General features: G+C 60.5%; 23 protein-coding genes and 1 tRNA gene. 20 read left to right on the top strand and 4 right to left on the bottom strand.

Annotation, left to right across the window (positions count from 1 at the left end; genetic code table 11):
• Nucleotides 1–150: 150 nt before the first annotated feature.
• Both MK6180000_RS05945 and preA read left to right on the top strand, forming a co-directional pair.
• On the top strand, nucleotides 151–1,479 hold the full coding sequence (locus MK6180000_RS05945; protein WP_138933903.1) for an NAD(P)-dependent oxidoreductase: 1,329 nt from the start codon (nucleotides 151–153) through the stop codon (nucleotides 1,477–1,479).
• Nucleotides 1,479–2,783 (top strand): NAD-dependent dihydropyrimidine dehydrogenase subunit PreA, encoded by a 1,305-nt coding sequence (gene preA, locus MK6180000_RS05940; RefSeq protein WP_138933902.1) that lies wholly within the window; start codon nucleotides 1,479–1,481, stop codon nucleotides 2,781–2,783. Before MK6180000_RS05945 ends, preA begins: the two co-directional genes overlap by 1 nt.
• Nucleotides 2,784–2,839: 56 nt before the next feature.
• Here preA and MK6180000_RS05935 read toward each other — a convergent pair whose 3' ends face one another.
• On the bottom strand, nucleotides 2,840–3,523 hold the full coding sequence (locus MK6180000_RS05935; RefSeq protein ID WP_138936363.1) for a TetR family transcriptional regulator C-terminal domain-containing protein: 684 nt from the start codon (nucleotides 3,521–3,523) through the stop codon (nucleotides 2,840–2,842).
• A 185-nt stretch (nucleotides 3,524–3,708) separates the two neighbouring features.
• Here MK6180000_RS05935 and MK6180000_RS05930 point away from each other — a divergent pair, with 185 nt between their 5' ends.
• The 7 genes from MK6180000_RS05930 (at nucleotide 3,709) to MK6180000_RS05900 (ending at nucleotide 10,626) form a co-directional block, all read left to right on the top strand.
• Entirely contained in the window at nucleotides 3,709–4,959 is a 1,251-nt protein-coding gene (locus MK6180000_RS05930) for a Zn-dependent hydrolase (protein WP_138933901.1), read from the top strand.
• Between the two features lie 125 nt (nucleotides 4,960–5,084).
• Nucleotides 5,085–6,548 carry a dihydropyrimidinase gene (gene hydA / locus MK6180000_RS05925; RefSeq protein ID WP_138933900.1) on the top strand — a complete coding sequence of 488 codons (1,464 nt, stop codon included), beginning with the start codon at nucleotides 5,085–5,087 and terminating at the stop codon, nucleotides 6,546–6,548.
• Between the two features lie 6 nt (nucleotides 6,549–6,554).
• Nucleotides 6,555–6,977 (top strand): VOC family protein, encoded by a 423-nt coding sequence (locus MK6180000_RS05920; RefSeq protein ID WP_138933899.1) that lies wholly within the window; start codon nucleotides 6,555–6,557, stop codon nucleotides 6,975–6,977.
• Complete coding sequence (locus tag MK6180000_RS05915) at nucleotides 6,974–7,753, top strand: ABC transporter ATP-binding protein (protein WP_138933898.1); 780 nt, start codon at nucleotides 6,974–6,976, stop codon at nucleotides 7,751–7,753. Before MK6180000_RS05920 ends, MK6180000_RS05915 begins: the two co-directional genes overlap by 4 nt.
• 135 nt (nucleotides 7,754–7,888) lie before the next feature.
• On the top strand, nucleotides 7,889–8,764 hold the full coding sequence (locus MK6180000_RS05910; protein ID WP_425466825.1) for an ABC transporter permease: 876 nt from the start codon (nucleotides 7,889–7,891) through the stop codon (nucleotides 8,762–8,764).
• Nucleotides 8,761–9,606, top strand: a complete 846-nt coding sequence (locus MK6180000_RS05905; RefSeq protein WP_138933896.1) for an ABC transporter permease — start codon at nucleotides 8,761–8,763, stop codon at nucleotides 9,604–9,606. The genes MK6180000_RS05910 and MK6180000_RS05905 overlap by 4 nt, the downstream gene beginning before the upstream one ends.
• 27 nt (nucleotides 9,607–9,633) lie before the next feature.
• Entirely contained in the window at nucleotides 9,634–10,626 is a 993-nt protein-coding gene (locus MK6180000_RS05900; protein WP_138933895.1) for an ABC transporter substrate-binding protein, read from the top strand.
• A gap of 280 nt (nucleotides 10,627–10,906) precedes the next feature.
• On the opposite strand, the gene MK6180000_RS05895 is transcribed toward MK6180000_RS05900, so the two are convergent.
• Nucleotides 10,907–10,990 (bottom strand) — tRNA-Leu (locus MK6180000_RS05895).
• A 180-nt stretch (nucleotides 10,991–11,170) separates the two neighbouring features.
• On the opposite strand from MK6180000_RS05895, the gene MK6180000_RS05890 reads away from it, so the two are divergent.
• Together MK6180000_RS05890 and MK6180000_RS05885 are read left to right on the top strand one after the other, a co-directional pair.
• Nucleotides 11,171–11,749 carry a YqaA family protein gene (locus MK6180000_RS05890; protein WP_138933894.1) on the top strand — a complete coding sequence of 193 codons (579 nt, stop codon included), beginning with the start codon at nucleotides 11,171–11,173 and terminating at the stop codon, nucleotides 11,747–11,749.
• A 3-nt stretch (nucleotides 11,750–11,752) separates the two neighbouring features.
• Nucleotides 11,753–12,220 (top strand): disulfide bond formation protein B, encoded by a 468-nt coding sequence (locus MK6180000_RS05885; protein ID WP_138933893.1) that lies wholly within the window; start codon nucleotides 11,753–11,755, stop codon nucleotides 12,218–12,220.
• On the opposite strand, the gene MK6180000_RS05880 is transcribed toward MK6180000_RS05885, so the two are convergent.
• Entirely contained in the window at nucleotides 12,217–12,645 is a 429-nt protein-coding gene (locus MK6180000_RS05880) for an Lrp/AsnC family transcriptional regulator (RefSeq protein ID WP_138933892.1), read from the bottom strand. The genes MK6180000_RS05885 and MK6180000_RS05880 overlap by 4 nt on opposite strands.
• Nucleotides 12,646–12,760: 115 nt before the next feature.
• On the opposite strand from MK6180000_RS05880, the gene rocF reads away from it, so the two are divergent.
• The 3 genes from rocF to MK6180000_RS05865 are packed head-to-tail and all read left to right on the top strand — an operon-like array spanning nucleotide 12,761 to nucleotide 15,683.
• Nucleotides 12,761–13,690, top strand: coding sequence for an arginase (rocF, locus tag MK6180000_RS05875; protein WP_138933891.1), 930 nt, complete (start codon nucleotides 12,761–12,763; stop codon nucleotides 13,688–13,690).
• Nucleotides 13,687–14,628, top strand: coding sequence for a citrulline utilization hydrolase CtlX (gene ctlX, locus MK6180000_RS05870; RefSeq protein ID WP_138933890.1), 942 nt, complete (start codon nucleotides 13,687–13,689; stop codon nucleotides 14,626–14,628). Before rocF ends, ctlX begins: the two co-directional genes overlap by 4 nt.
• On the top strand, nucleotides 14,625–15,683 hold the full coding sequence (locus tag MK6180000_RS05865) for an ornithine cyclodeaminase (RefSeq protein ID WP_138933889.1): 1,059 nt from the start codon (nucleotides 14,625–14,627) through the stop codon (nucleotides 15,681–15,683). Before ctlX ends, MK6180000_RS05865 begins: the two co-directional genes overlap by 4 nt.
• A gap of 186 nt (nucleotides 15,684–15,869) precedes the next feature.
• On the opposite strand, the gene MK6180000_RS05860 is transcribed toward MK6180000_RS05865, so the two are convergent.
• On the bottom strand, nucleotides 15,870–16,112 hold the full coding sequence (locus tag MK6180000_RS05860; RefSeq protein WP_138933888.1) for an EF-hand domain-containing protein: 243 nt from the start codon (nucleotides 16,110–16,112) through the stop codon (nucleotides 15,870–15,872).
• A 264-nt stretch (nucleotides 16,113–16,376) separates the two neighbouring features.
• On the opposite strand from MK6180000_RS05860, the gene MK6180000_RS05855 reads away from it, so the two are divergent.
• From MK6180000_RS05855 to MK6180000_RS05830, 6 genes are all read left to right on the top strand, one after another.
• Nucleotides 16,377–16,907, top strand: a complete 531-nt coding sequence (locus MK6180000_RS05855; RefSeq protein ID WP_171054557.1) for an RNA polymerase sigma factor — start codon at nucleotides 16,377–16,379, stop codon at nucleotides 16,905–16,907.
• Nucleotides 16,908–16,947: 40 nt separating this feature from the next.
• Complete coding sequence (locus MK6180000_RS05850) at nucleotides 16,948–17,961, top strand: GlxA family transcriptional regulator (RefSeq protein ID WP_138933886.1); 1,014 nt, start codon at nucleotides 16,948–16,950, stop codon at nucleotides 17,959–17,961.
• Nucleotides 17,962–18,133: 172 nt separating this feature from the next.
• Nucleotides 18,134–19,282, top strand: a complete 1,149-nt coding sequence (locus MK6180000_RS05845; protein WP_138933885.1) for an aromatic ring-hydroxylating oxygenase subunit alpha — start codon at nucleotides 18,134–18,136, stop codon at nucleotides 19,280–19,282.
• The gene (locus MK6180000_RS05840; RefSeq protein WP_138933884.1) at nucleotides 19,279–20,070 is read left to right on the top strand and encodes an SDR family NAD(P)-dependent oxidoreductase; all 792 of its coding nucleotides are present in this window, start codon (nucleotides 19,279–19,281) and stop codon (nucleotides 20,068–20,070) included. The genes MK6180000_RS05845 and MK6180000_RS05840 overlap by 4 nt, the downstream gene beginning before the upstream one ends.
• Nucleotides 20,067–20,807: an SDR family NAD(P)-dependent oxidoreductase gene (locus MK6180000_RS05835; RefSeq protein ID WP_138933883.1), complete on the top strand. Its 741-nt coding sequence runs from the start codon at nucleotides 20,067–20,069 to the stop codon at nucleotides 20,805–20,807. The genes MK6180000_RS05840 and MK6180000_RS05835 overlap by 4 nt, the downstream gene beginning before the upstream one ends.
• Nucleotides 20,807–21,733 carry a 3-hydroxyacyl-CoA dehydrogenase NAD-binding domain-containing protein gene (locus MK6180000_RS05830; protein WP_138933882.1) on the top strand — a complete coding sequence of 309 codons (927 nt, stop codon included), beginning with the start codon at nucleotides 20,807–20,809 and terminating at the stop codon, nucleotides 21,731–21,733. The genes MK6180000_RS05835 and MK6180000_RS05830 overlap by 1 nt, the downstream gene beginning before the upstream one ends.
• Nucleotides 21,734–21,771 lie beyond the last annotated feature (38 nt).

Below are 21,771 nucleotides of genomic sequence, written 5' to 3'. Positions count from 1 at the left end.
GCCACAGCCGGAGCCTTTTTTTGCCCTGCCCAAGATGGAAAAGCAGCGGGAAAGACAACTTTTTTCGATCTAAATTTTTTACCGTTTGATAAAATAATTTTCTGTGAGATAGTAACCCTGTCTTATCCAGTAGCCAGAGGATCGTATCCCGTGACAGATAACACTTATACCGCCGGGATTCTGCCTGGTCGGCTGCCTCCTGAGAATTACGCCGAGAACTTCTCGGACCTTCATCCCCAGTTGGATGACCATGAGGCGCTCGTCGCCGCTGATCGTTGTTATTTTTGCCACGATGCGCCCTGCATCACGGCCTGCCCGACTGATATTGATATTCCGCTCTTTATCCGCCAGATCGCAACCGGGACGCCAGAGGCGGCGGCACGCACGATCCTGTCGCAGAACATCATGGGCGGTATGTGCGCCCGCGTCTGCCCGACCGAGACACTTTGCGAAGAGGTTTGCGTGCGCGAGGTGGCGGAGGGCAAGCCAGTGCTGATTGGCCGGTTGCAACGCTACGCGACCGACGCGCTAATGAACGCAGGCGTTCATCCCTTCACCCGCGCCGCTAGCACGGGCAAGCGGATCGCGGTCGTCGGCGCCGGACCTGCGGGACTATCCTGCGCACACCGGTTGGCAATGCACGGCCATGACGTCACGCTATTTGACGCGCACGCCAAGCCGGGCGGGCTGAATGAGTACGGTATCGCAAGCTATAAAACGGTCGACGATTTCGCACAGCGCGAGGTCAATTGGCTGTTGCAGATCGGCGGGATCACCGTGGAAACGGAGCAAGCGCTCGGTCAAAACCTATCGCTGGAAACGCTGCAGTCAGAGTTTGACGCCGTATTTCTCGGCATCGGACTGGGCGGTGTGAATGCGCTGGGGCTGGATGGCGATGACATGGGCGGGTTGCATGATGCGGTCGATTTTATCGCCGCCCTGCGCCAGGCAAGCGATGTGGCAACGCTGCCTATTGGCCGCGATGTGGTCGTTATTGGTGGCGGCATGACGGCTATAGATGTCGCCGTGCAAGCCAAATTACTTGGCGCGCTGAATGTCACGCTGGTTTATCGCAGAGGCCGCGACAGAATGAATGCGAGCGTGTTTGAGCAGGATCTTGCCGCGTCCAAGGGCGTGCGGATCATCACCAACGCCGCCCCCCGCGCCGTGATCGGCAACGGTGCGGTGCGCGAGATCGAATTTGAGTATTCAGACGATGATCTGGTGGCCACAGGCCAGACTTTCCGCCTCACTGCGGATCAGGTGTTTAGGGCCATTGGCCAGAGTTTGACAGGCGACAGCCTCCCTGCGCTTGACGGGCGCAAGATCGCCGTATCCAGCACAGGCCGCACCAGTATACGCGGCATTTGGGCGGGCGGCGACTGCGCGGCTGGCGGCGACGATCTGACCGTCACGGCGGTGGCCGAGGGACGCGACGCCGCGATGGATATTCACGCGACACTGACCGGAGCAACATGATGGCCGATCTGACCAGCACATTCATTGGAATTAAATCCCCAAACCCGTTCTGGCTGGCATCTGCGCCGCCGACGGACAAGGAATACAACGTCCGCCGCGCATTCGATGCCGGATGGGGCGGCGTTGTCTGGAAAACACTCGGCGAGGCTGGTCCGCCAGTCGTGAACGTAAACGGCCCCCGCTATGGCGCGATTTACGGCGCGGATCGCAGGCTATTGGGGCTGAACAACATTGAGTTGATCACCGACAGGCCGCTTGAGGTGAACCTTGAGGAAATGACGCGCGTCAAACGCGACTACCCCGATCATGCACTTATCGCATCGCTGATGGTGCCAATGAACGAGGACGCGTGGAGAGAGATACTTCGCCGGGTCGAGGATACCGGATGCGACGGGGTCGAGCTGAACTTTGGCTGTCCCCACGGGATGAGCGAACGCGGCATGGGGAGTGCCATGGGCCAGGTGCCCGAGTATGTCGGCCAAGTCGCGCATTGGTGCAAAAAACACAGCGATTTGCCAGTCATCGTAAAACTCACGCCGAACATCACCGATATCCGCCTGCCCGCGCGGGCCGCCAAAGAGGGCGGCGCAGATGCGGTCAGCCTGATCAACACGATAAATTCGATCACCTCTGTTGATCTCGACCTATTCGCGCCCGAACCGACCATCGACGGCAAAGGCGCGCATGGCGGCTATTGCGGCCCCGCCGTCAAACCGATTGCACTGAACATGGTGGCCGAAATCGCCCGTGATCCTGCAACGGCAGGTCTGCCAATCAGCGGGATCGGCGGGGTGACGACTTGGCGTGACGCCGCAGAGTTCATGACCCTCGGTGCGGGCAATGTGCAGGTCTGCACCGCCGCTATGACTTATGGCTTCAAAGTCGTGGAGGAGATGATTTCAGGGCTTAGTCAGTGGATGGACGAAAAAGGTTTGTCCAGCACATCTGAAATCGTCGGGCGGGCCGTGCCAAACACAGTCAACTGGCAGGACCTGAATTTGAATTACGTGACCAAGGCAGTCATTGATCAGGACGCCTGCATCCAATGCGGTCGCTGCTACGCCGCCTGCGAGGACACGTCGCATCAGGCGATTTCCATGTCAGACGCGCGTGTGTTCGAAGTGATCGACGCCGAGTGTGTCGCTTGCAACCTATGCGTAAATGTCTGCCCGGTCGAGGACTGCATCACGATGGAACGCATGGCTCCCGGCAGCGTCGATCCACGTACGGGCAAGGTCGTAGAGAAAGAGTACGCAAACTGGACAACACACCCGAACAACCCCGGCACTTGCGCCGCAGAATAGGTTCGCAGCCAGAACGTCTAGCCCGATAAGTTTAGCGGCTTTTCTGCGCGTGAGCGTCAAACTGCTTCGCGGCCGCAGCCTTCGTTGATTGCGGGCACCAAGGGCGTCAACAAACGCCGAAAGAGCGCATCCAGATGCGCCTTTGCCCTTTCATGTACGTCGGCGTCCCCCGTCAAAACCTTTACCTGCACCTCAAAATCCGCGTAATGCTGCGTGGTTGCCCAAATAGAGAATATCAAGTGACGCGCGTCCACTGGCGCTAGTTTTCCCTCTGCAATCCACCCTTCAATCATGGCCGCCGACGCATCGACTAGCGGGCGTAAATCCGCCTCCAGATGCGGCGCGATACGGGGCGCACCTTGCAGGATTTCATTGGCAAACAAGCGGCTTTCGCGCGGATATGTCTGGCTCATCTCCAGCTTGCGATGCACGTAGCGCATCAACTCCTCCAGTGGCGCGCCGTCTTTGTCGATCTCGCGCAGAGGGGCCAGCCAGCGATCCATCAACTGGTTCAAAAGCGTGACGTGAATGTCTTCTTTACCGTCGAAGTAATACAGAATGTTCGGCTTGCTCAGACCAGCGCCATCGGCGATCTGGTCCAACGTTGCACCGCGAAACCCATGCTGCGAGAATACATCAAGAGCCGCATTCAGTATCAGCCCGCGATTGCGCTGCTGAATACGGCTAAGCTGCGCGTCTTCCCCATCCTTGGGGGCAGTTTTGGTCGCGTCTCGCGGCATCTGGTTCCTCTCAGGCTGCGGCGCGGAATTCAGCGCATCAAAGGCTAGAATAGCCAGAACTGCGCGTTGCACCAAGACTATAGTTGACACTACCGGGGCGCTCCGCAATCGTATCTTTAACCAGTTGGTAAAAAATGCGCGGGGCCGCTTTGCCAAACCGCACACAACTTAGCAAGGGGGATGACATGACCGCACCAGGTGTAAATCTAAAGGTAAATGGCGACCGGCTGTGGGATAGCCTGATGGACATGGCCAAGGTCGGCCCCGGCATCGCAGGTGGCAACAATCGACAAACCCTGACTGATGAGGATGCCGAAGGCCGCGCGCTGTTTCAATTGTGGTGCGACGACGCGGGCATGACGATGGGCGTCGACACGATGGGCAACATGTTCCACCGCCGCGAGGGCACCGATCCGGGCGCGCTGCCAGTGTATGTCGGCTCGCATCTGGATACGCAGCCCACGGGCGGCAAATACGACGGCGTCCTTGGTGTACTGGCCGGGCTCGAACTGGTCCGCACTCTGAATGATCTGGACATAAAAACCAAGCATCCCATCGTCGTCACCAACTGGACCAACGAGGAAGGTACGCGGTTTGCTCCAGCCATGCTTGCCTCAGGTGTGTTCGCGGGCGTGCATGACGAAGGCTGGGCGAACGCGCGCGAGGATGCCAAAGGTAAAACCTTTGGCGCTGAATTGGAGCGCATCGGCTGGAAGGGCGAGGAGCCTGTGGGCGCGCGCAAGATGCATGCATTTTTCGAGTTGCACATCGAACAGGGCCCAATTCTTGAGGCCAAAGGAAAAGATATCGGCGTCGTCACCCATGGTCAGGGCCTCAGCTGGACCCAAGTCACTATCACCGGCAAAGACAGCCACACCGGATCGACCCCGATGCCGATGCGTCAAAATGCCGGGCTGGGTATGGCGCGGGTGTTGGAGAAGGTCGAGGAAATCGCGCTGTCGCATGGGCCTCACGCGGTTGGCGCGGCAGGCCATATCGACATCTACCCAAACTCGCGCAATGTGATCCCCGGCAAGGCGGTCTTTACAGTTGATTTCCGCTCACCCGATATTGATGTGATCGCGGATATGGTGACGCAAATGAAGGCCGCCGCGACGCAGATTTGCGATGACATGGGGCTGGGTGTAGAATTCGAAGTTGCAGGCGGCTTTGATCCCGTCACCTTTGACGAAAGCTGCGTGACAGCCATCCGAAATGCCGCCGAACGGCTGGGCTATTCGCACATGGATTTAATCTCGGGCGCGGGGCATGATGCCTGCTGGATTAACCAAGTGGCACCAACGGCAATGGTGATGTGTCCTTGCGTCGGCGGGCTGTCGCATAACGAGGCTGAGGAGATTTCCAAGGAATGGGCCGTGGCAGGGGCGGACGTTCTGATGCACGCGGTTGTGGAGACTGCGGGGGTTGAGGGGTGAGTTGATGACCCGGCGTCTAAAAATAGCGGTGGTTGCCGTAGCGGCATCAGGTGGACACTTAACGCGCGGATTGCTGGAGTCCCGGCGCTCAGACCAATCCGAATGAGAAATCAGGGAGAAGATCAATGACCACCAAAGTCATCAAAGGCGGCACCGTTTGCACCGCCGACCGCACTTGGAAAGCGGACGTCCTGATCGAGGGCGAGACGATCAAGCAGATCGGCGAGGACCTCAAGGGCGACGAATATATCAACGCCGAGGGCGCGTATGTCATCCCCGGCGGCATTGATCCGCACACGCATCTGGAGATGCCATTCATGGGCACCACGGCGGCGGAAACGTTCGAGACAGGCACTTGGGCCGCGGCTTGCGGCGGCACCACGATGCTGGTCGATTTCTGCCTGCCGGGCGCGGATGGCAGCATCAAGAACGCGATAAACGAATGGCACAGGAAGTCCGCGCCGCAGATTTGCAGCGATATCGGTTATCACATGGCGATCACCGGCTGGAACGAGAACATCTTTGACGAGATGAAAGATGCCGTGGAGATGGGCGTCAATTCCTTCAAGCATTTCATGGCCTACAAGGGCGCGCTGATGATCGAGGACGACGAGATGTTCGCGTCATTCAAACGCTGCGCCGAACTGGGCGCGCTGCCGATGGTGCATGCCGAAAACGGCAATCTGGTCGCGCACATGCAGCAGAAGTACTTTGACGAAGGCATCACCGGGCCAGAGGGCCACGCCTACTCCCGCCCCCCCGAATTTGAGGGCGAAGCGGCGAACCGTGCGATTTGTATCGCCGACGCGGCGGGCGTGCCTTTGTACATTGTGCACGTCAGCTGCGAACAGGCGCACGAGGCGATCCGGCGCGCCCGTCAAAAGGGCATGCGCGTCTATGGCGAGCCATTGGCGCAGTTCCTGACGCTGGACGAGTCAGTCTATTTCAACACCGATTGGGATTATGCCGCACAGCGTGTCATGTCGCCGCCGTTCCGCAACAAATCCCATCAGGACAGCCTCTGGGCGGGCCTTCAATCGGGCTCACTACAGGTGGTCGCGACCGATCACGCAGCCTTTTCCACCGCGCAAAAGCGGGCTGGCCGCGATGATTTCCGCATCATTCCCAACGGCTCGAACGGGCTGGAGGAACGCATGCCGGTCCTGTGGACCCACGGGGTCGAGACGGGCCGCCTGACACCGAACGAGTTCGTCGCGGTGACCTCGACCAATGTGGCAAAAATCCTGAACATCTACCCACGCAAAGGCGCGATAGTCGAGGGCGCAGACGCCGATATCGTGGTCTGGGACCCCAAGATCACCAAGACAATCTCGCACTCCAACCACCACTCAATCCTTGACTACAATGTGTTCGAGGGTTTTGAGGTCACTGCCAACAGCCGCTACACGATCAGTCGCGGCGAAGTCATCTGGAGTTGGGGGCAAAACTCGCAGCCACAGCCCGGTCGCGGCAAATTCGTCCCGCGCCCAGCGTTCCCATCGGCAATGACGGCACTTAGCAAGTGGAAAGCATTGACCGCGCCGAAGATGATCCACCGCGATCCGCTGAACATTCCGGCGGGGATTTAAGTGGACATGACACCAAAACCTCATGTCCCTCGCTTTGTGTTGGAAACAGCCCTGTACGCTTCTGATCTGGATGCCGCTGCAGACTTTTACAAAAATACCGTTGGCCTCCAAGAGGACAGCCGCGTGCCTGGGCGGCATGTATTCCTACGCTGCGAAACATCGATGGTTTTGTTGTTTAACCCGGCGGCCACCGACAAGGCCTCAGGCAAGCTCCCTGTGCCGCCGCATGGCGCCATCGGTCAGGGGCACATTTGCTTTCGCGCTGAACCGGGCGAATTGGGCGCTTGGGCCGCGCATCTGGCAAATACCAACATCGAGATCGAAGCAGATTTTCACTGGCCCGGCGGCGCACGATCCATTTATGTCCGGGACCCGGCGGGCAATTCGGTGGAATTTGCAGAAGCGAAACTATGGGGATTTGACGCGTGAGCGATACTGTAATCTCCGCCAATAACCTCTCCCTGACCTTTCAGACAAATGACGGCCCCGTCCACGCCCTAAAGGACGTCAGCTTAGACGTACAACAAGGCGAATTTGTTAGCTTTATTGGCCCCTCGGGATGTGGCAAAACGACTTTCCTGAGGGTCTTGGCCGACCTCGAAAAACCCACATCCGGCACGATCACCGTTAACGGCGTTAGCCCCGAGGAGGCGCGCAGATCGCGCGCTTACGGCTACGTCTTTCAGGCGGCGGGCCTATATCCGTGGCGCACCATTGGCGGCAATATCCGTCTGCCGTTAGAGATTATGGGCTACGACAAGGCTGATCAGACCGCACGCGTCGCCAAAGTCCTCAAACTGGTGGAACTTGCTGGATTCGAAAATAAATTCCCGTGGCAGCTATCGGGTGGGATGCAGCAGCGCGCCTCAATCGCGCGCGCGCTTGCCTTTGATGCCGACCTCTTGTTGATGGACGAGCCATTCGGCGCGCTGGACGAGATCGTGCGCGATCACCTGAACGAGCAGTTGCTGCAATTGTGGAAGCTAACAAACAAAACGATCTGTTTCGTCACCCACTCCATCCCAGAAGCGGTCTACCTTAGCACCAAAATCGTGGTCATGTCGCCGCGGCCAGGTAGGATCGCGGATGTGATCGACAGCCCCCTGCCCCGCGACCGGCCGCTCGACATTCGTGACACGCCCGAATTTATCGAAATCGCCCACCGCGTTCGCGATGGCCTGCGTGCGGGGCATGCTGATGATTGAGCGCCGCTGGATCACGCTTGGCGCTGCCCGTTCTGTCCGGCGCCGGACGTTCATATATCTTAAAATGCTCAACCCAGTCCCAAACCGGCGTCACACTTCAGGTATTTGCCGAACGATGAAAGTTAGGCTGGTCTGATGCGCAATGTCCTGCCAATCCTTACCGTCGTCGCGACCATTCTTGCGCTTTGGTACGCGGGTGCTGTGATGCTCAACACACCGTGGGCCAAAGACAAGGCGACGCGGGCTGGCGTCGAATTAAGCTTCACCCAACTTGTTGCCGACACATGGAGCCAACAAAAGCCAAAACTGCCAGCCCCGCATCAAGTCGCGGCGGAGATATGGGAAACCACTGGCGCGATGGTCCTTAAAGGGCGCGGATTTTCCAAACGCTCGCTTATTTATCACGCTTGGATCACGTTCAGCGCGACCATGCTTGGCTTTGTGCTTGGCACAGTTTTGGGCACGCTGCTGGCGGTCGGGATTGTCTTCAACCGCACAATGGATATGAGCGTGATGCCGTGGGTCATTGCCAGTCAAACCATTCCCATCCTTGCAATCGCGCCGATGATCATCGTGGTGCTCAATGCAGTGGGCATATCAGGTTTGCTGCCCAAGGCGATGATTTCAATGTATTTATCATTTTTTCCAATCGTCGTCGGCATGGTCAAAGGTCTGCGCAGCCCCAGCGCGATGCAGCTTGACCAGATGCGGACATGGCACGCGAGTGCGGCGCAGACATTCTGGCGGCTGCGGCTGCCATCGTCGATGCCGTACTTCTTTACGTCGTTGAAGATCGGTGTCGCTGCCAGCCTCGTGGGCGCGATCATTGGCGAATTGCCGACCGGGGCGGTCGCAGGCTTGGGCGCGCGATTGCTGGCCGGTAGTTATTACGGCCAGACCATCCAAATCTGGAGCGCACTGATCATGGCGGCGGTACTAGCGGCGGCTTTGGTCGGTCTGATTGGTGCCGTGCAGCGGATCACGCTTAAATCCATGGGGATGGCGCAATGAGCTGGCTGGCATTTGGCCTGATCGTCTGGATCAGTGGCTGGCAGTTTAATGCGTGGCTGGCGCGCAGGCCCGACAGCTCGCTGGCGCGGGTGATCGCGCCGATCATCTTTGGCGTGACGCTTGTGCTGGTGTGGGAGGCGCTTGTGCGCGGTCTGGGCATATCAAAAGTGTTGCTACCAGCGCCGTCAGACATCGCAGTGGCCTTTGCCAATTCAACTGCGATCCTGTGGAAGGATTTTCTGCAGACGGTGATCAAAGGCGCGCTATCAGGCTACGCCATTGGCTGCGGCAGTGCGTTTGTTATCGCCGTCGCAATCGACCGGTTCCCGTTCCTGCAGCGCGGGTTGCTACCCGTTGGTAATTTCGTAGCCGCCCTGCCCATCATCGGCATGGCCCCGATATTGGTCATGTGGTTCGGCTTCGACTGGCAGTCAAAAGCTGCGGTTGTCGTGGTCATGGTGTTTTTCCCGATGCTGGTGAACACGGTGCAGGGCTTGCAAGAGTCTGAGCCGATGCAACGCGATTTGATGCGAACATACGGCGCGGGATACTGGATGACGCTGCTAAAGCTGCGGCTCCCTAGCGCGATGCCATTCATCTTTAACGGGTTGAAAATCGGCACCACACTGGCGCTTATTGGTGCAATCGTCGCTGAATTCTTTGGCTCGCCAACGCACGGAATGGGGTTTCGGATTTCTACCTCCGTCGGCCAGCTGGCGATGGATCTGGTTTGGGCCGAAATTGTCGTGGCCGCTATTGCCGGCAGCACATTCTACGGCGGGGTTGCGCTGGTCGAAAAAGCGGTGACATTCTGGCATCCATCGCAACGTAGTCGAAAATAGATAAAAAACCAACTTGGGAGACTGAAAATGAAGAAATTTACAACGGCAATGGGCACGCTGGCGCTTGGCGCATGGGGTGTGGGCGCCTACGCCGCCGACGACGTGACCCTGCAATTGAAATGGGTCACACAAGCGCAGTTCGCGGGCTATTACGTCGCGCAGGACAAAGGGTTCTATGACGACGAGGATCTGAACGTTACGATCAAGCCCGGCGGGCCAGACATCGCACCCGCGCAGGTCATCGCGGGTGGCGGCGCTGACGTGGTGCTGGACTGGATGCCATCGGCGCTGGCGAGCCGGGAAAAAGGTCTGCCGTTGGTGAATATCGCGCAGCCTTTCAAAAGCTCGGGTATGATGCTGACCTGCCGCAAGGATGCCGGGATCGAGAGCCCCGAAGATTTCCCAGGCAAAACGCTGGGCGTCTGGTTTTTTGGTAACGAGTATCCGTTCCTCAGCTGGATGAGCAAACTTGGCCTGCCGACTGACGGCTCTGACGCTGGCGTCGAAGTGCTGAAGCAAGGCTTTAACGTTGACCCACTCCTGCAAGGGCAAGCGGCCTGCGTGTCGACGATGACATATAATGAATACTGGCAGATCATCGATGCAGGTCTGACGCCAGAGGATCTGGTCGTGTTCAAGTACGAAGATCAGGGCGTCGCGACATTAGAAGACGGGATGTACGTTCTGGAAGAGAACCTGAGCGATCCCGCATTTGCAGACAAAATGGTGCGCTTCGTTCGTGCGTCGATGAAGGGCTGGAAATGGGCCGAGGAAAACCCCGAAGATGCCGCCATGATTGTTCTCGATAATGACGCCTCAGGTGCGCAAACCGAAGAGCACCAAATCCGCATGATGAAGGAAGTAGCCAAGCTGACAGCAGGCAGCAATGGCGCGCTTGATCCAGCAGACTTTCAGCGCACGGTGGACTCGCTGTTGTCGGGCGGCTCTGATCCGGTAATTACGGCCGATCCCGGCGATGCCGCATGGACACACGCAATTTCGGACAAAGCTCTTAACTGAAACAAGCAGCCAGATGATCTAAGGGCGGCGGGGGCAACCTCGGCGCCCTAAATTATGTGCAGAGTGTGCAGCGCAGCCCGCAGCATTGCTCGGCTGAGGCTTCGTCGCCCCGGCCCTGCGACGGAAGCAATTTAATAAGGATGCGAATCGAAGGGAAATGGCGCGCGACGCGCAGATGCGGCGCGCCAACTGACCATATGAAAGCCGGGCGGGGCCGCCGGAGCGAAATCTTACACACGACACTTCCACTATCTTCACGGAAAACCTTGCAAAAGCAAGGTGGTACCCAAGGCCGGACTCGAACCGGCACGCCTTGCGGCGGGGGATTTTGAATCCCCTGCGTCTACCATTCCGCCACTTGGGCGCACTAGGACTGTCGTCTAACGAATGGCCGCGCGCCCGTCCAGCCCCCGCTGACCGGCTACGCGGTTTTTTGTACCCACGGTCGGGCCTTAATGCCCGCATGCAGGCGCCGGCAGGGCTTGACCGGCCCTGCCCGTCCGTGGTCTGAGCCATCTGTCCACAACCGGAGCGCACGACGCTGATGATCAGACGCCTTTATAACAGCACCCTCGCCATGGCCGAACACCCCCACGCCCTGTGGGTTCTGGCGCTGGTCGCCTTTGTCGAAAGCTCGGTTTTTCCCATACCGCCCGATGTTCTGATGATCCCTATGATCCTCGCGCGGCCATCCCGCGCGTGGCTGATCGCCGGCGTCGCCATGCTGGCATCGGTGCTGGGCGGCCTCTTGGGCTATGCCATCGGCGCGCTGGCGTTCGAGCAGATCGGCCAGCCGATCCTGCAATCGCTGGGCAAGGCGCATGCGATGGACGAATTCAGCACCCGGTTTAACGATATGGGTTTCTGGGCGGTGCTGATGGCGGGCGTCACGCCCTTTCCCTACAAGGTTATCACGATCATGTCGGGCTGGACGGGAATGCCGCTGGTTACGTTCGTCGCCACGTCAATCCTCGCGCGCGGATTGCGGTTTTTCGTCGTTGCTGCGCTCTTGTGGAAGTTTGGCGCGCCTATCCGCGATTTCGTCGAGCGGCGCTTGGGCCTGATGTTCGTGCTGTTCTTTGCCTGCCTCGTTGGCGGCTTTTTAGTGCTGAAGGTATTCTAACCCATGTCGCGCAACGCATATATCGCCCTCGCCGCGCTCGGCTCTGTCGCGCTGCTTGCCGGGGCCTACGCCTTTCAACATATCGGCGGTCTGGCCCCTTGCAAGCTGTGCCTGTGGCAGCGCTGGCCGCATGTGGCTGCGGCGTTTATCGGCCTCTTCGCACTGGCGCTGGGGCGCTGGTCACATGGCCGCCTCATGCCTTGGCTGGGTATGCTCGCCGCGCTGACATCGGCTGGCATCGCCGCATATCATACGGGGGTTGAGCGTGGTTGGTGGCAGGGTCCGACCTCCTGCACTGGTGGCAGCATCGGCGCCGGGTCGGGCGCCGATCTGCTTAGCCTTGATGGACCGCTAGGCGTGGTAATGTGCGATCAGGTCGCATGGCAGATGGCGGGCTTGTCGATGGCAAGCTGGAACATGCTGGCATCCCTCGCGCTGGCGGTGCTGTGGGGCATGGCGGCGCGCCGCTAGCCGGCCGATTTGCGCGTCGACAGCAGCAGGTTTGTCTCGCTGCTGACGATGCCGTCCATACGCCTAATCTGGCTGAGAACGCGGTCAAACTCCTCCAACGTCTCGGCGCCGATTTCGACGATGATATCCCAGCGCCCGTTGGTTGTGTGGCTGGTGCGCACGGCGCTCAGTCCATTGAGTTGGCGCAAGATGCGGTCGGTGCCGCGTCCTTCAATCCCCAGCATCATCAGGCCGCGCACCGGATCGCGGGCTGCATCTGCCTTCAGCACCACCGAGAACCCCACGATTTCGCCGCTGCGCTGCAAACGCTCGATCCGGCTGCGGATCGTGGTGCGCGACACGCCCAAGGCGGCGGCCAAATCTGACAGCGACGCGCGCGCGTCGTGGCGTAGCGCAGAAACGAGAGATCTGTCTGTATCGTCCATTTCGGTAGATTACCCTTCCGTTTTGCGCAAACTTGTTCCCATCCGTGCGAATTGTGCTATTCCATCCGCCCCATTTGCGCAACACACTGCACCGGAATTCAAATGGGAGAACGACATGACCGCCAAGACCTGCATTTTGATCGGCGTGCCGATGGACAGTGGCAAGCGTCGGCAGGGTTGCCTGATGGGCCCGGACGCCTACCGCGTCGCGGGTATTGGCCCCGCACTGGCCGATCTGGGCCATGACGTGGTCGATATTGGCAACGTCGCCCCTGATGCGGCCGAGGCGCACAGCGATCTGCCAGATCACCTTTATGCCCCGTCCGAAATGATCGGCTGGACATCCGCACTGGCCCGCGCCGCCGAAGAGGCGCTGCCGCGCGGTTTGCCGATCTTTCTTGGCGGCGATCACGGCCTCGCGCTTGGCTCCGTGCTTGGCGCGGCGAACCATGCGGCCAAGGCGAAGCGCCCGCTGTTTGTGCTGTGGCTGGATGCGCATACCGACTTTCACACCCCCCAAAGCACGGCGTCGGGCAATCTGCACGGCGCGCCGCTTGGGTATGTGACGGGCCGCGACGGCTTTCACGGGTTTCCAGAGGTTGCGCACCCCATTCCGCACGACAATATCTGCCTGCTGGGTCTACGCTCGGTCGATCCGGGCGAGCGCGACGCAATGCAGGCGACGAACGTGCGCTATCACGACATGCGTAGCATCGATGAGACGGGCATCGCGCAGCCCCTCGCCGGTTTCCTCGCCGATGTGAAGGCCGCCAATGGGATGCTTCACGTCTCGCTGGATGTCGATTTCCTCGACCCCAGTATTGCCCCCGCCGTCGGCACCACCGTTCCGGGCGGCGCGACAATGCGCGAGGGGCATCTGGCGATGGAGATGATCTGCGACAGCGGCCTCATGACCTCGCTCGATCTGGTTGAGTTGAACCCGTTTCTGGATGACCGGGGCCGCACTGCGCAGGTGATGGTCGATCTGGCCGCATCGGCCCTTGGGCGCCGCGTATTTGACCGCCCGACGCGGGCCTTTACATGACCGTTCAGGCCCCTTCCAGCGTGGTGATGATCCGTCCCAACGGGTTTCACCCAAACCCCGAGACTGCCGCCGACAATAGGTTTCAGTCCCTACCCGGCCACACGCCCGAAGAGGTCGCAGCCAACGCCTGCGCTGAATTCGACGGCGCGGTGGCGCAGCTGCGCGATCAGGGCGTGGGCGTGCATGTGTTTCAGGACCAGCGGGACGATACCCCCGACGCGATATTTCCGAACAACTGGTTTTCCACCCATCCGGGCGGGCATGTCGCGATTTATCCGATGTTCGTGCCCAGTCGCCGCCGCGAACGGCGCAGCGACGTGATCGAGATGCTAAAAGATGAGTACCGCGTGCAAGTCGTCACCGATTATTCGGGGCTGGAGCAGGACGGAATGGCGCTAGAGGGCACTGGCGCGATGGTGATCGACCATATCGGGCGCATCGCCTATGTCGCCCGATCGCACCGCGCCGATCCGATTTTGCTAGAGCGGTTTTGCACAAACTTCGGATATGAGCCGATGGTGTTCGACGCCGTGGACGAGGACGGCGCGCCCGTCTATCATACCAATGTCATCATGGCGATCGGTACGCATTTTGCCATGGTCAGCCTAGATATGATCGAAAACACCGCGCGCCGCCACGAGATCGCAGAACGTCTGGCAGAGCCGGGCCGCGACGTCATCGACCTGACGCACACCCAGATCGCCGAGTTCGCCGGCAACGCCATAGAGCTCAGCACACCCACCGGCCTGTTGACTGCCATGTCCGCACGCGCGCTGGCCGCGCTGGATAAGCAGCAGATCGCGGTGATTGAGCGCTCGTCCCGCATCATCGCGCTGGACATCCCCACAATCGAAAGCGCCGGAGGGTCCGTCCGCTGCATGATCGCTGGCCTGCACCTTGCCAAACGCAAATCCAATCCTGAAAAGGCACCGAAATGAGCAAACCATCCCCCTCCGACAAGGCCTACGTGCCGTTTGTCAGCGTCGACAACATGATGAAGCTGATCCACCATATCGGTATCGAAGAGATGCTGGTCGGCCTCGCCACCTATATCGAAGAGGATTTCAAACGCTGGGAGCTGTTTGACAAGACGCCCCGCGTTGCCAGCCACTCAGAAGAGGGCGTGATCGAGTTGATGCCGACCTCCGATGGCGAGGTCTACGGATTTAAGTATGTGAACGGGCATCCCAGCAATACCAAGCAGGGGCTTCAGACTGTCACGGCCTTTGGCCTCTTGGCGAATGTCGGCAACGGATACCCGGTGCTGCTGAGCGAAATGACAATCCTGACCGCACTGCGCACGGCTGCGACCTCGGCCTTGGTGGCGAAGTATCTGGCCCCGAAGGGCGCGGACACCATGGCGATGATCGGCAACGGCGCGCAGTCCGAATTCCAAAGCCTCGCGATGAAGGCGATCGTGGGCATCAAAAATGTGCGCCTTTACGATATCGACAAAGCGGCAACCACCAAGGCGGCCAAGAACCTCGCCGGGCTGGGCCTGAACGTGGTTGAATGCGATACGGCTGAGGAAAGCATGGAAGGCGCGCAGATCATCACGACCTGCACCGCGGACAAGCAATACGCGACGATCTTGACCGACAACATGGTCGGCGCGGGCGTGCATATCAACGCTATCGGCGGCGACTGCCCCGGCAAGACCGAGCTGGCCCCCGCCATTTTGGAGCGCGCGGACGTCTTTGTCGAATTCCCGCCCCAGACCCGCATCGAGGGCGAGATTCAGCAAATGCCCGAGGATTTCCCTGTGACCGAGCTGTGGCAGGTGATGACCGGGACCGCCAAGGGGCGCACGTCGAACGCGCAGATCACGCTATTCGACTCTGTCGGATTTGCCACCGAGGATTTCAGCGCGCTGCGATATGTACGTGCCCAGATTAAGGGAACGAACTATCACCAGCCACTCGACCTGCTGGCCGATCCCGATGATCCACGCGATTTGTTTGGTATGGTGCGGCGGGCGGCACCCAAGCAATAAACGCGGTCGGCCGTTCTAGTGGATCTGCGATATGTGTCATGCGGGGAATTGGCGCCGTGAGGCGTGGCCCAGATGGGGCCGCCCCACGGCTACCTTTCCCCGAACCGCAATGTCCGCTGGAGAAAGATATGCGGCCGGGAAAATGCTATTGCGCAGCGGGGGATGGCCCCCGCCGCGCACATATTATTAGCTTTCGCTTGCAGGCATCAGGCCCGCCTCTTGGGCGGCCGTCAGTTCGGCGTCGTCGACGGCGCCATCACCATTAATATCAACCTGGCTGAACTGATCTGCCGTAACCTCTGGGTTGGCTGCCTGAACCTCGTCCATGGTCAGCAGGCCATCACCGTTCGTATCCATTGCCGAAATGTCCGCGAATGCGGTTGTTGCCAGTGCGCCCATTCCGAGTGCCAGTACGACGAATTTTGTCATTTGATTTCTCCTGTAGCGGTTTCGATCTTTGGAAGAGGCGTCATTGCCTGCTTCACCTAACAAGACGCTATGGGGCAGCTTTGCGTCCCTTCCTTGGCTCTCCAATGGGTTAGGCGGCGGCGCATCGCCGATATGGCTTGCACGGGCAGGCGCCCTACCGCGCAAAAAGGGTGCGCGTGCACAATCGGCGGAAACCCCCCGATTGAAGTGGCGCGCGCGCCGCCCAATGTTGGCCGCATACAACCCGATCACAAGGCCAGCCCAATGATCCATTCCCTGCCCGACACGACATCGCACATCGCCCCAGACGTCGCGCAATGCATCAGCGCGTTGCAGGGCGATCTGATACGCCTCGCACGCCGCCTTGCCGCCAGCGAGGCCGAAGCGCAGGATCTGGCGCAGGAAACGCTGCTGCGCCTGTGGCGGCGGCGCGCGCAGGTCGAGGCCGTCGATGATCTGCGCGCCTACGCCCGCGCCGCGATGCGCAACCTTTTCCGGCAGGGCCTACGCCGCGCCCCGCACCTGCCGCTAGAGGATGAGGACGGCCCAGCTATCCAGCCTGAGTTGTTCGCCATGCTGGCCCTCACCGATCTGCGCGTCGCCATCACCCGCCTGCCCGACGATCAAGCAGACCTCATCACGCTGGTCATGGCGGGCGAGACGAGCCCGGCCGCACTGGCCGATCAGACCGACTGCCCGGTCAATACGGTGATGTCCCGCCTCGCCCGCGCGCGTGCGCAACTGCGCCGCGACATGGACATGGCACCGGGCGCACCCGTGGCCAGCCTGCTATAGCGCCTTGCCCTGAGCGTGGAATGAGCCGACATTCGGGCGCATGGTGAAAACCGACGCGCCGCCCACAAAACTGGTCCTGATCGTCACGCCCCATTTCAATATGGCGGCGACGGCAGGCTTTATCGACCCGTTCCGCGCGGCCAACTATCTAGATGGCACGGCGCATTTCACTTGGGACATTGCGTCGGCGGCCGGCGGCGCATGCCTTGCCAGCAATGGGATGTGCATCGACACCGTGCCGCTGGCAGATCTGCGCGGCGCGGCGCGCGATATGGTCATTGTCTCGTCCAGTTGGACACCTGAGGCGCATTTTGTCCCGCAACTCTCTAGCGCGCTGTGGCGATGGGCGCGGGGCGGCGCAACCTTGGGCGGGATCGACACGGGCGCGTTCCTTTTGGCGCAGGCGGGCCTATTGGATGGGCGGCGCGCAACAGTTCATTATGAGCATATGGATGCCTTTGCCGAGCGTTTTCCGGAATGCATACTGAGCGAGGACCTCTATATCTTGGGCGGTGATCGCATCAGCTGTGCCGGGGGCGCGGCGTCAATGGATTTTGCGCTGCAGATCATCCGCATGGCGCGCGGCGATGCGGCGGCAAATGGTGCGGCGCGGTATCTGTTTCACGGTGCCGTGCGCCCGCCAGGAACCGCCCAGAATGACGCCCCGGTCGAGCCGCTCGGCAACACCGCGCCCGGCGCCGTCAAACGCGCCATCGCCCTGATGGAGAAACATCTGGAAACGCCCCTGCCTATAGCGCAGATCTGCGCCGAGGTCGGCATCTCGCATCGCCAGCTAGACCGCCTCTTTGCCGCCCACGTCCGCAAAACACCCGCGCTTTATTACCGCGACATCCGGCTGGACCGCGCACGCGGGCTTGTCACCCAGACTGATCTTCCCTTGGCGCAGGTGGCGGTGGCATCGGGGTTTGCCAGTCAGGTGCATTTCAGCCGGGCCTATCGCGCGCGCTTTGGCCTGCCGCCAAGCGCGGACCGGGTAGAGGGCCGCGTGCCGTTCGAGTTTAGGGCGTGGCCGATGCATCGCAAAAGCAGCTAGGGCGCGCCGGTCAGGCGCAATGCCAGCGCAGCCCGCCAGATGAGCCGCCCGCGCGCGATTGCAATTGGCACCCGGCGGCTATCCACGTTAAACTCCCGGCGATCCATGCACATATTCTCAGCGCCGCTCAGCCATGCTAACCGTGATCCATCCCATGCCCCGGAGCGCCGCCATGACACAGTTCCCCTCACCCAGCGATTTCGCCGCCATTCGCGGCGGCTATGACGCCGACACCAACCGCTCGCTATCGCTGAACGCTGATGCCTACACAGAAGCCAAGTGGTTTGACGCCGATCTGCGCGCAATCATGGCCAAGCATTGGCAGTGGGTCTGCCATGTCGAAAAGCTGCGCGCCCCGGGCAGCTACATCGCCTTGCAGGTCGCGGGCCAGCCTATCGCTATCGTGCGGGACCGCGAAGGTACGCTGCGCGCCTTCTATAACGTCTGCAAACATCGCGCGCATGAATTGCTTAGCGGCGAGGGCAACACGACCCGCATCATGTGCCCCTACCACGCGTGGGTCTATAAACTGGACGGCCAGCTTGTCCGCGCGCCCGAGACTGAGCATCTGGAGGATTTTACCCCATCCGAAATTTGCCTCGACGAGGTGCAGGTCGAGGAGTTCTGCGGCTTTGTCTATGTTAATCTGGACCGCGCGGCGCCGTCATTGGCCAGCCAAACCGGCGATCTAGAGACTGAAATCCGCCATTGGGCACCCGATATCGACGGGCTGACGTTTGCCAAGCGTTTGACCTATGACATCAAGTCCAACTGGAAGAACGTCGTCGACAACTTCCTTGAATGCTATCACTGCCCGACCGCACACAAGGACTTCTGCGATCTGGTCGATATGGATACCTACAAGGTCACCACCTACGGCATTTATTCATCCCACATGGCCGAGGCCGGCACCTCGCCCAACAGTGCCTATGACGTATCGAACGCGACGGTTAAAACGCATGCTGTCTGGTGGCTATGGCCGACGACCTGCCTGATGCGGTATCCGGGGCGGTCCAGCATTATCGTGCTGAATGTGATCCCACTGGGGCCGAACCGCACGCTTGAGACGTATGATTTTTATCTGGAAACGCCCGAGCCTGACGCGATGGAGATTGATGCGATGCGGTACATCGACGAGGTGCTGCAGCCCGAGGATATCGGACTGGTTGAGAGCGTTCAGCGCGGGATGAGTACGCCAGCCTTTACCCAAGGGCGGATCGTCAATGACCCCGCCGGATCGGGAAAATCCGAGCATGCGGTGCATCATTTCCACGGGCTGGTACTGGACGCCTACGCCCGCGCGGCCGAGGTTGCCGCATGAAGCTGCAAGGCAAGACGGCCCTCGTCACTGGCGGGCGCGGCGGCATCGGGCGCGCCATCTGCGCACGGTTTCTAGCTGAGGGCGCGCGCGTTTACGCAGCCGATCTGAGTGAAGGCGGATCGCTGGATGCGCCTGGCGGCGACGCGGAATTTATCAAGCTGGACGTCAGCAATGAGGACGAGGTGCGCAGCGCAATGCACCGCGTCAGTACTGAGGCGGACAAGCTGGATATCTTGGTTAACGCTGCGGGTATCGAGATTGAGAAAACCATCGAGGATACCACCCTTGAAGAATGGAACCGCAGCTTTGCCGTTAACGTCACCGGCACGTTTCTGACCAGCAAATACGCCCTGCCCCTGATGCGAGAGGCCGCGCAAAACGGCACCACCGCCTCGCTGATAAATTTCGGCAGCTATGACGGCTTTATCGCTGATCCGGGCCTTGCCGCCTACTGCGCGACCAAGGGCGCGGTACATGCGCTGACCCGCGCGATGGCCTGCGACCACGGACCTGAGGGCATCCGCGTCAACGCGATCTGCCCCGGCTATATCGACACGCCAATGCTGCAGAGCTTCTTTACCGGCGACGGGTCGGGCGGCGGCGGCAAGGATATTGGCGAGTTGCAGCAAGCCGTGCGGGATGTGCATCCAATGCGCGCCTACGGCACCCCTGACGACATCGCCAATCTGGTTAACTGGCTGGCCAGCGATGAGGCGCGGTATGCGTCCGGCCAGCTATGGGTGCTGGACGGCGGCCTGAGCGCCCAAGTGCAGCAGATGAAGCTATGAGCGTCGCTATCGTTACTGGCGCCGGGGGCGGCATCGGGCACGCGATCACGCAGCGCCTGATGGCTGATGGTTATACCGTCGTCGGCTGCGGGCGAAGTGCGAATGGTGCGGATTTTCCGGCGGGCGCGCATTGGGTTCAGGCCAGCGTTGCTGATCCGGCGGGTGCGATTGAAATTAACGCGGCGGCCGCGAAACTGGGCGAGGTGGCGCTGCTGGTCAATAACGCCGGCGTGCAGGTCGAAAAGACAGTAACTGATAGCACGGACGCCGATTGGGATCTGGTCATCGGCGCCAATTGCCGGGGCGTTTTCAACATGTGTCGCGCCGTTCTGCCGGCGATGGAGAAAACAGGCGGCGTGATCGTCAATATCGGCTCGATTTCGGCCAGTGCTGCCGATCCGTCAATGGCGCTCTATAATGCGTCCAAGGCTTTCGTGCATGGTCTGACCCGCTCCATCGCCGTCGATCACGGGCCGAATGTGCGCTGCAATGCGATCGCGCCCGGTTGGATATTGACGGAAATGGCCGATGATGCCTTCGCACTGGCGAATAATCCGCAGGCGGCCAAGGCCGACGCCCTCGCCCGCCACCCCGTCGGCCGCATGGGCGCACCCGGCGATATTGCAAATATGGTATCATGGCTCGCCTCCGATCAGGCGGCATACGTTAGCGGTGCGTCCTTTACCGTGGACGGCGGCATGACGGCTGCCTCCCCCCTCAATCCGGGATTGTTTTGATGAAATACGAACGCACCGCCTGCATTGGCGCAGGTGTCATCGGCGCCAGTTGGGCGGCGCTGTTTTTAGCCTCAGGCCGTTCGGTCGCGGTCTATGATCCGTCGCCCGAGGCAGAGAAAACCGTGCGCGACTATGTCGAAACGGCGTGGCCCACTTTGACGCAGATGGGCCTGACCGAAAACGGCACGCCCGATGCCATCACATTTCACAGCACTGCCGCAGACGCCGCGCGCAGCGCCGCGTTTATCCAAGAGAGCGTTCCAGAGCGTGTGGCGATCAAGCACGCCCTCTTTGCCGAGATCGAACCGGCGCTGACCCCCGGCACCATCGTCGCCAGTTCGGCCTCAGGCCTGACGCTGGGCCAGATGCAGGAAGGCTGGCGCGATCCGGCCCCGCTGGTTCTGGGCCATCCGTTCAACCCGCCGCATCTGGTGCCGCTGGTAGAGGTCATGGGCAATGACCGCACCGGACCCGGCATCGCGGACGCCGCCGCCGCGTTCTACGACAGCATCGGCAAGGTGACGGTGCGCATCCACAAGGAAGTGCCGGGGCACGTGGCCAACCGCCTGCAAGCCGCCGTCTGGCGCGAGGCGATCCATCTGGCGGTCGAAGGCGTCGCCAGTGTCGGCGATATAGACAAGGCGATGTGGGCCGGGCCGGGCCTCAGGTGGGCCGCGATGGGGCCAACCGCGTGCTTTAGCATGGGCGCGGGGCCGGGCGGGCTGCAAGCGTTTTGCGACCATTTTCGCGATACGTTTAATGGCTGGTGGAAGGATATGGGCGAGCCCTACCTAGATGATAAGACGATTGCGCTGATCGTTGCCGGCGCCGCCGACGCGGCGGGCGATGAGGGTCATGCAGATATGCTGGTACGGCGCGATGCAATGATTACAGCGATGCAGCAGGTGCTGCGCCCATATCGCTGACAGCAGGCGCAGATTAAGTGCCTGCAAGGGTTCTGCGA

Source organism: Roseovarius arcticus (assembly GCF_006125015.1).
In the GTDB taxonomy this organism is placed as follows: domain Bacteria; phylum Pseudomonadota; class Alphaproteobacteria; order Rhodobacterales; family Rhodobacteraceae; genus Roseovarius; species Roseovarius arcticus.
Note: the sequence above shows the minus strand (reverse complement) of the source record. Positions and strands in the feature narration are given on the sequence as shown.

Excerpts from the sequence above, each read along its gene's own strand:
- ctlX (WP_138933890.1), top strand. The coding sequence starts at position 13,687 with ATGACCGTTCAGGCCCCTTCCAGCGTGGTGATGATCCGTCCCAACGGG.
- MK6180000_RS05885 (WP_138933893.1), top strand. The coding sequence starts at position 11,753 with ATGTCGCGCAACGCATATATCGCCCTCGCCGCGCTCGGCTCTGTCGCG.
- MK6180000_RS05890 (WP_138933894.1), top strand. The coding sequence starts at position 11,171 with ATGATCAGACGCCTTTATAACAGCACCCTCGCCATGGCCGAACACCCC.
- preA (WP_138933902.1), top strand. The coding sequence starts at position 1,479 with ATGGCCGATCTGACCAGCACATTCATTGGAATTAAATCCCCAAACCCG.
- MK6180000_RS05850 (WP_138933886.1), top strand. The coding sequence starts at position 16,948 with ATGGTGAAAACCGACGCGCCGCCCACAAAACTGGTCCTGATCGTCACG.
- MK6180000_RS05860 (WP_138933888.1), bottom strand. The coding sequence starts at position 16,112 with ATGACAAAATTCGTCGTACTGGCACTCGGAATGGGCGCACTGGCAACA.
- MK6180000_RS05845 (WP_138933885.1), top strand. The coding sequence starts at position 18,134 with ATGACACAGTTCCCCTCACCCAGCGATTTCGCCGCCATTCGCGGCGGC.
- MK6180000_RS05930 (WP_138933901.1), top strand. The coding sequence starts at position 3,709 with ATGACCGCACCAGGTGTAAATCTAAAGGTAAATGGCGACCGGCTGTGG.
- hydA (WP_138933900.1), top strand. The coding sequence starts at position 5,085 with ATGACCACCAAAGTCATCAAAGGCGGCACCGTTTGCACCGCCGACCGC.
- MK6180000_RS05855 (WP_171054557.1), top strand. The coding sequence starts at position 16,377 with ATGATCCATTCCCTGCCCGACACGACATCGCACATCGCCCCAGACGTC.
- MK6180000_RS05935 (WP_138936363.1), bottom strand. The coding sequence starts at position 3,523 with ATGCCGCGAGACGCGACCAAAACTGCCCCCAAGGATGGGGAAGACGCG.
- MK6180000_RS05900 (WP_138933895.1), top strand. The coding sequence starts at position 9,634 with ATGAAGAAATTTACAACGGCAATGGGCACGCTGGCGCTTGGCGCATGG.
- MK6180000_RS05835 (WP_138933883.1), top strand. The coding sequence starts at position 20,067 with ATGAGCGTCGCTATCGTTACTGGCGCCGGGGGCGGCATCGGGCACGCG.
- MK6180000_RS05920 (WP_138933899.1), top strand. The coding sequence starts at position 6,555 with ATGACACCAAAACCTCATGTCCCTCGCTTTGTGTTGGAAACAGCCCTG.
- MK6180000_RS05910 (WP_425466825.1), top strand. The coding sequence starts at position 7,889 with ATGCGCAATGTCCTGCCAATCCTTACCGTCGTCGCGACCATTCTTGCG.
- MK6180000_RS05840 (WP_138933884.1), top strand. The coding sequence starts at position 19,279 with ATGAAGCTGCAAGGCAAGACGGCCCTCGTCACTGGCGGGCGCGGCGGC.
- MK6180000_RS05905 (WP_138933896.1), top strand. The coding sequence starts at position 8,761 with ATGAGCTGGCTGGCATTTGGCCTGATCGTCTGGATCAGTGGCTGGCAG.
- MK6180000_RS05865 (WP_138933889.1), top strand. The coding sequence starts at position 14,625 with ATGAGCAAACCATCCCCCTCCGACAAGGCCTACGTGCCGTTTGTCAGC.
- MK6180000_RS05830 (WP_138933882.1), top strand. The coding sequence starts at position 20,807 with ATGAAATACGAACGCACCGCCTGCATTGGCGCAGGTGTCATCGGCGCC.
- MK6180000_RS05880 (WP_138933892.1), bottom strand. The coding sequence starts at position 12,645 with ATGGACGATACAGACAGATCTCTCGTTTCTGCGCTACGCCACGACGCG.
- rocF (WP_138933891.1), top strand. The coding sequence starts at position 12,761 with ATGACCGCCAAGACCTGCATTTTGATCGGCGTGCCGATGGACAGTGGC.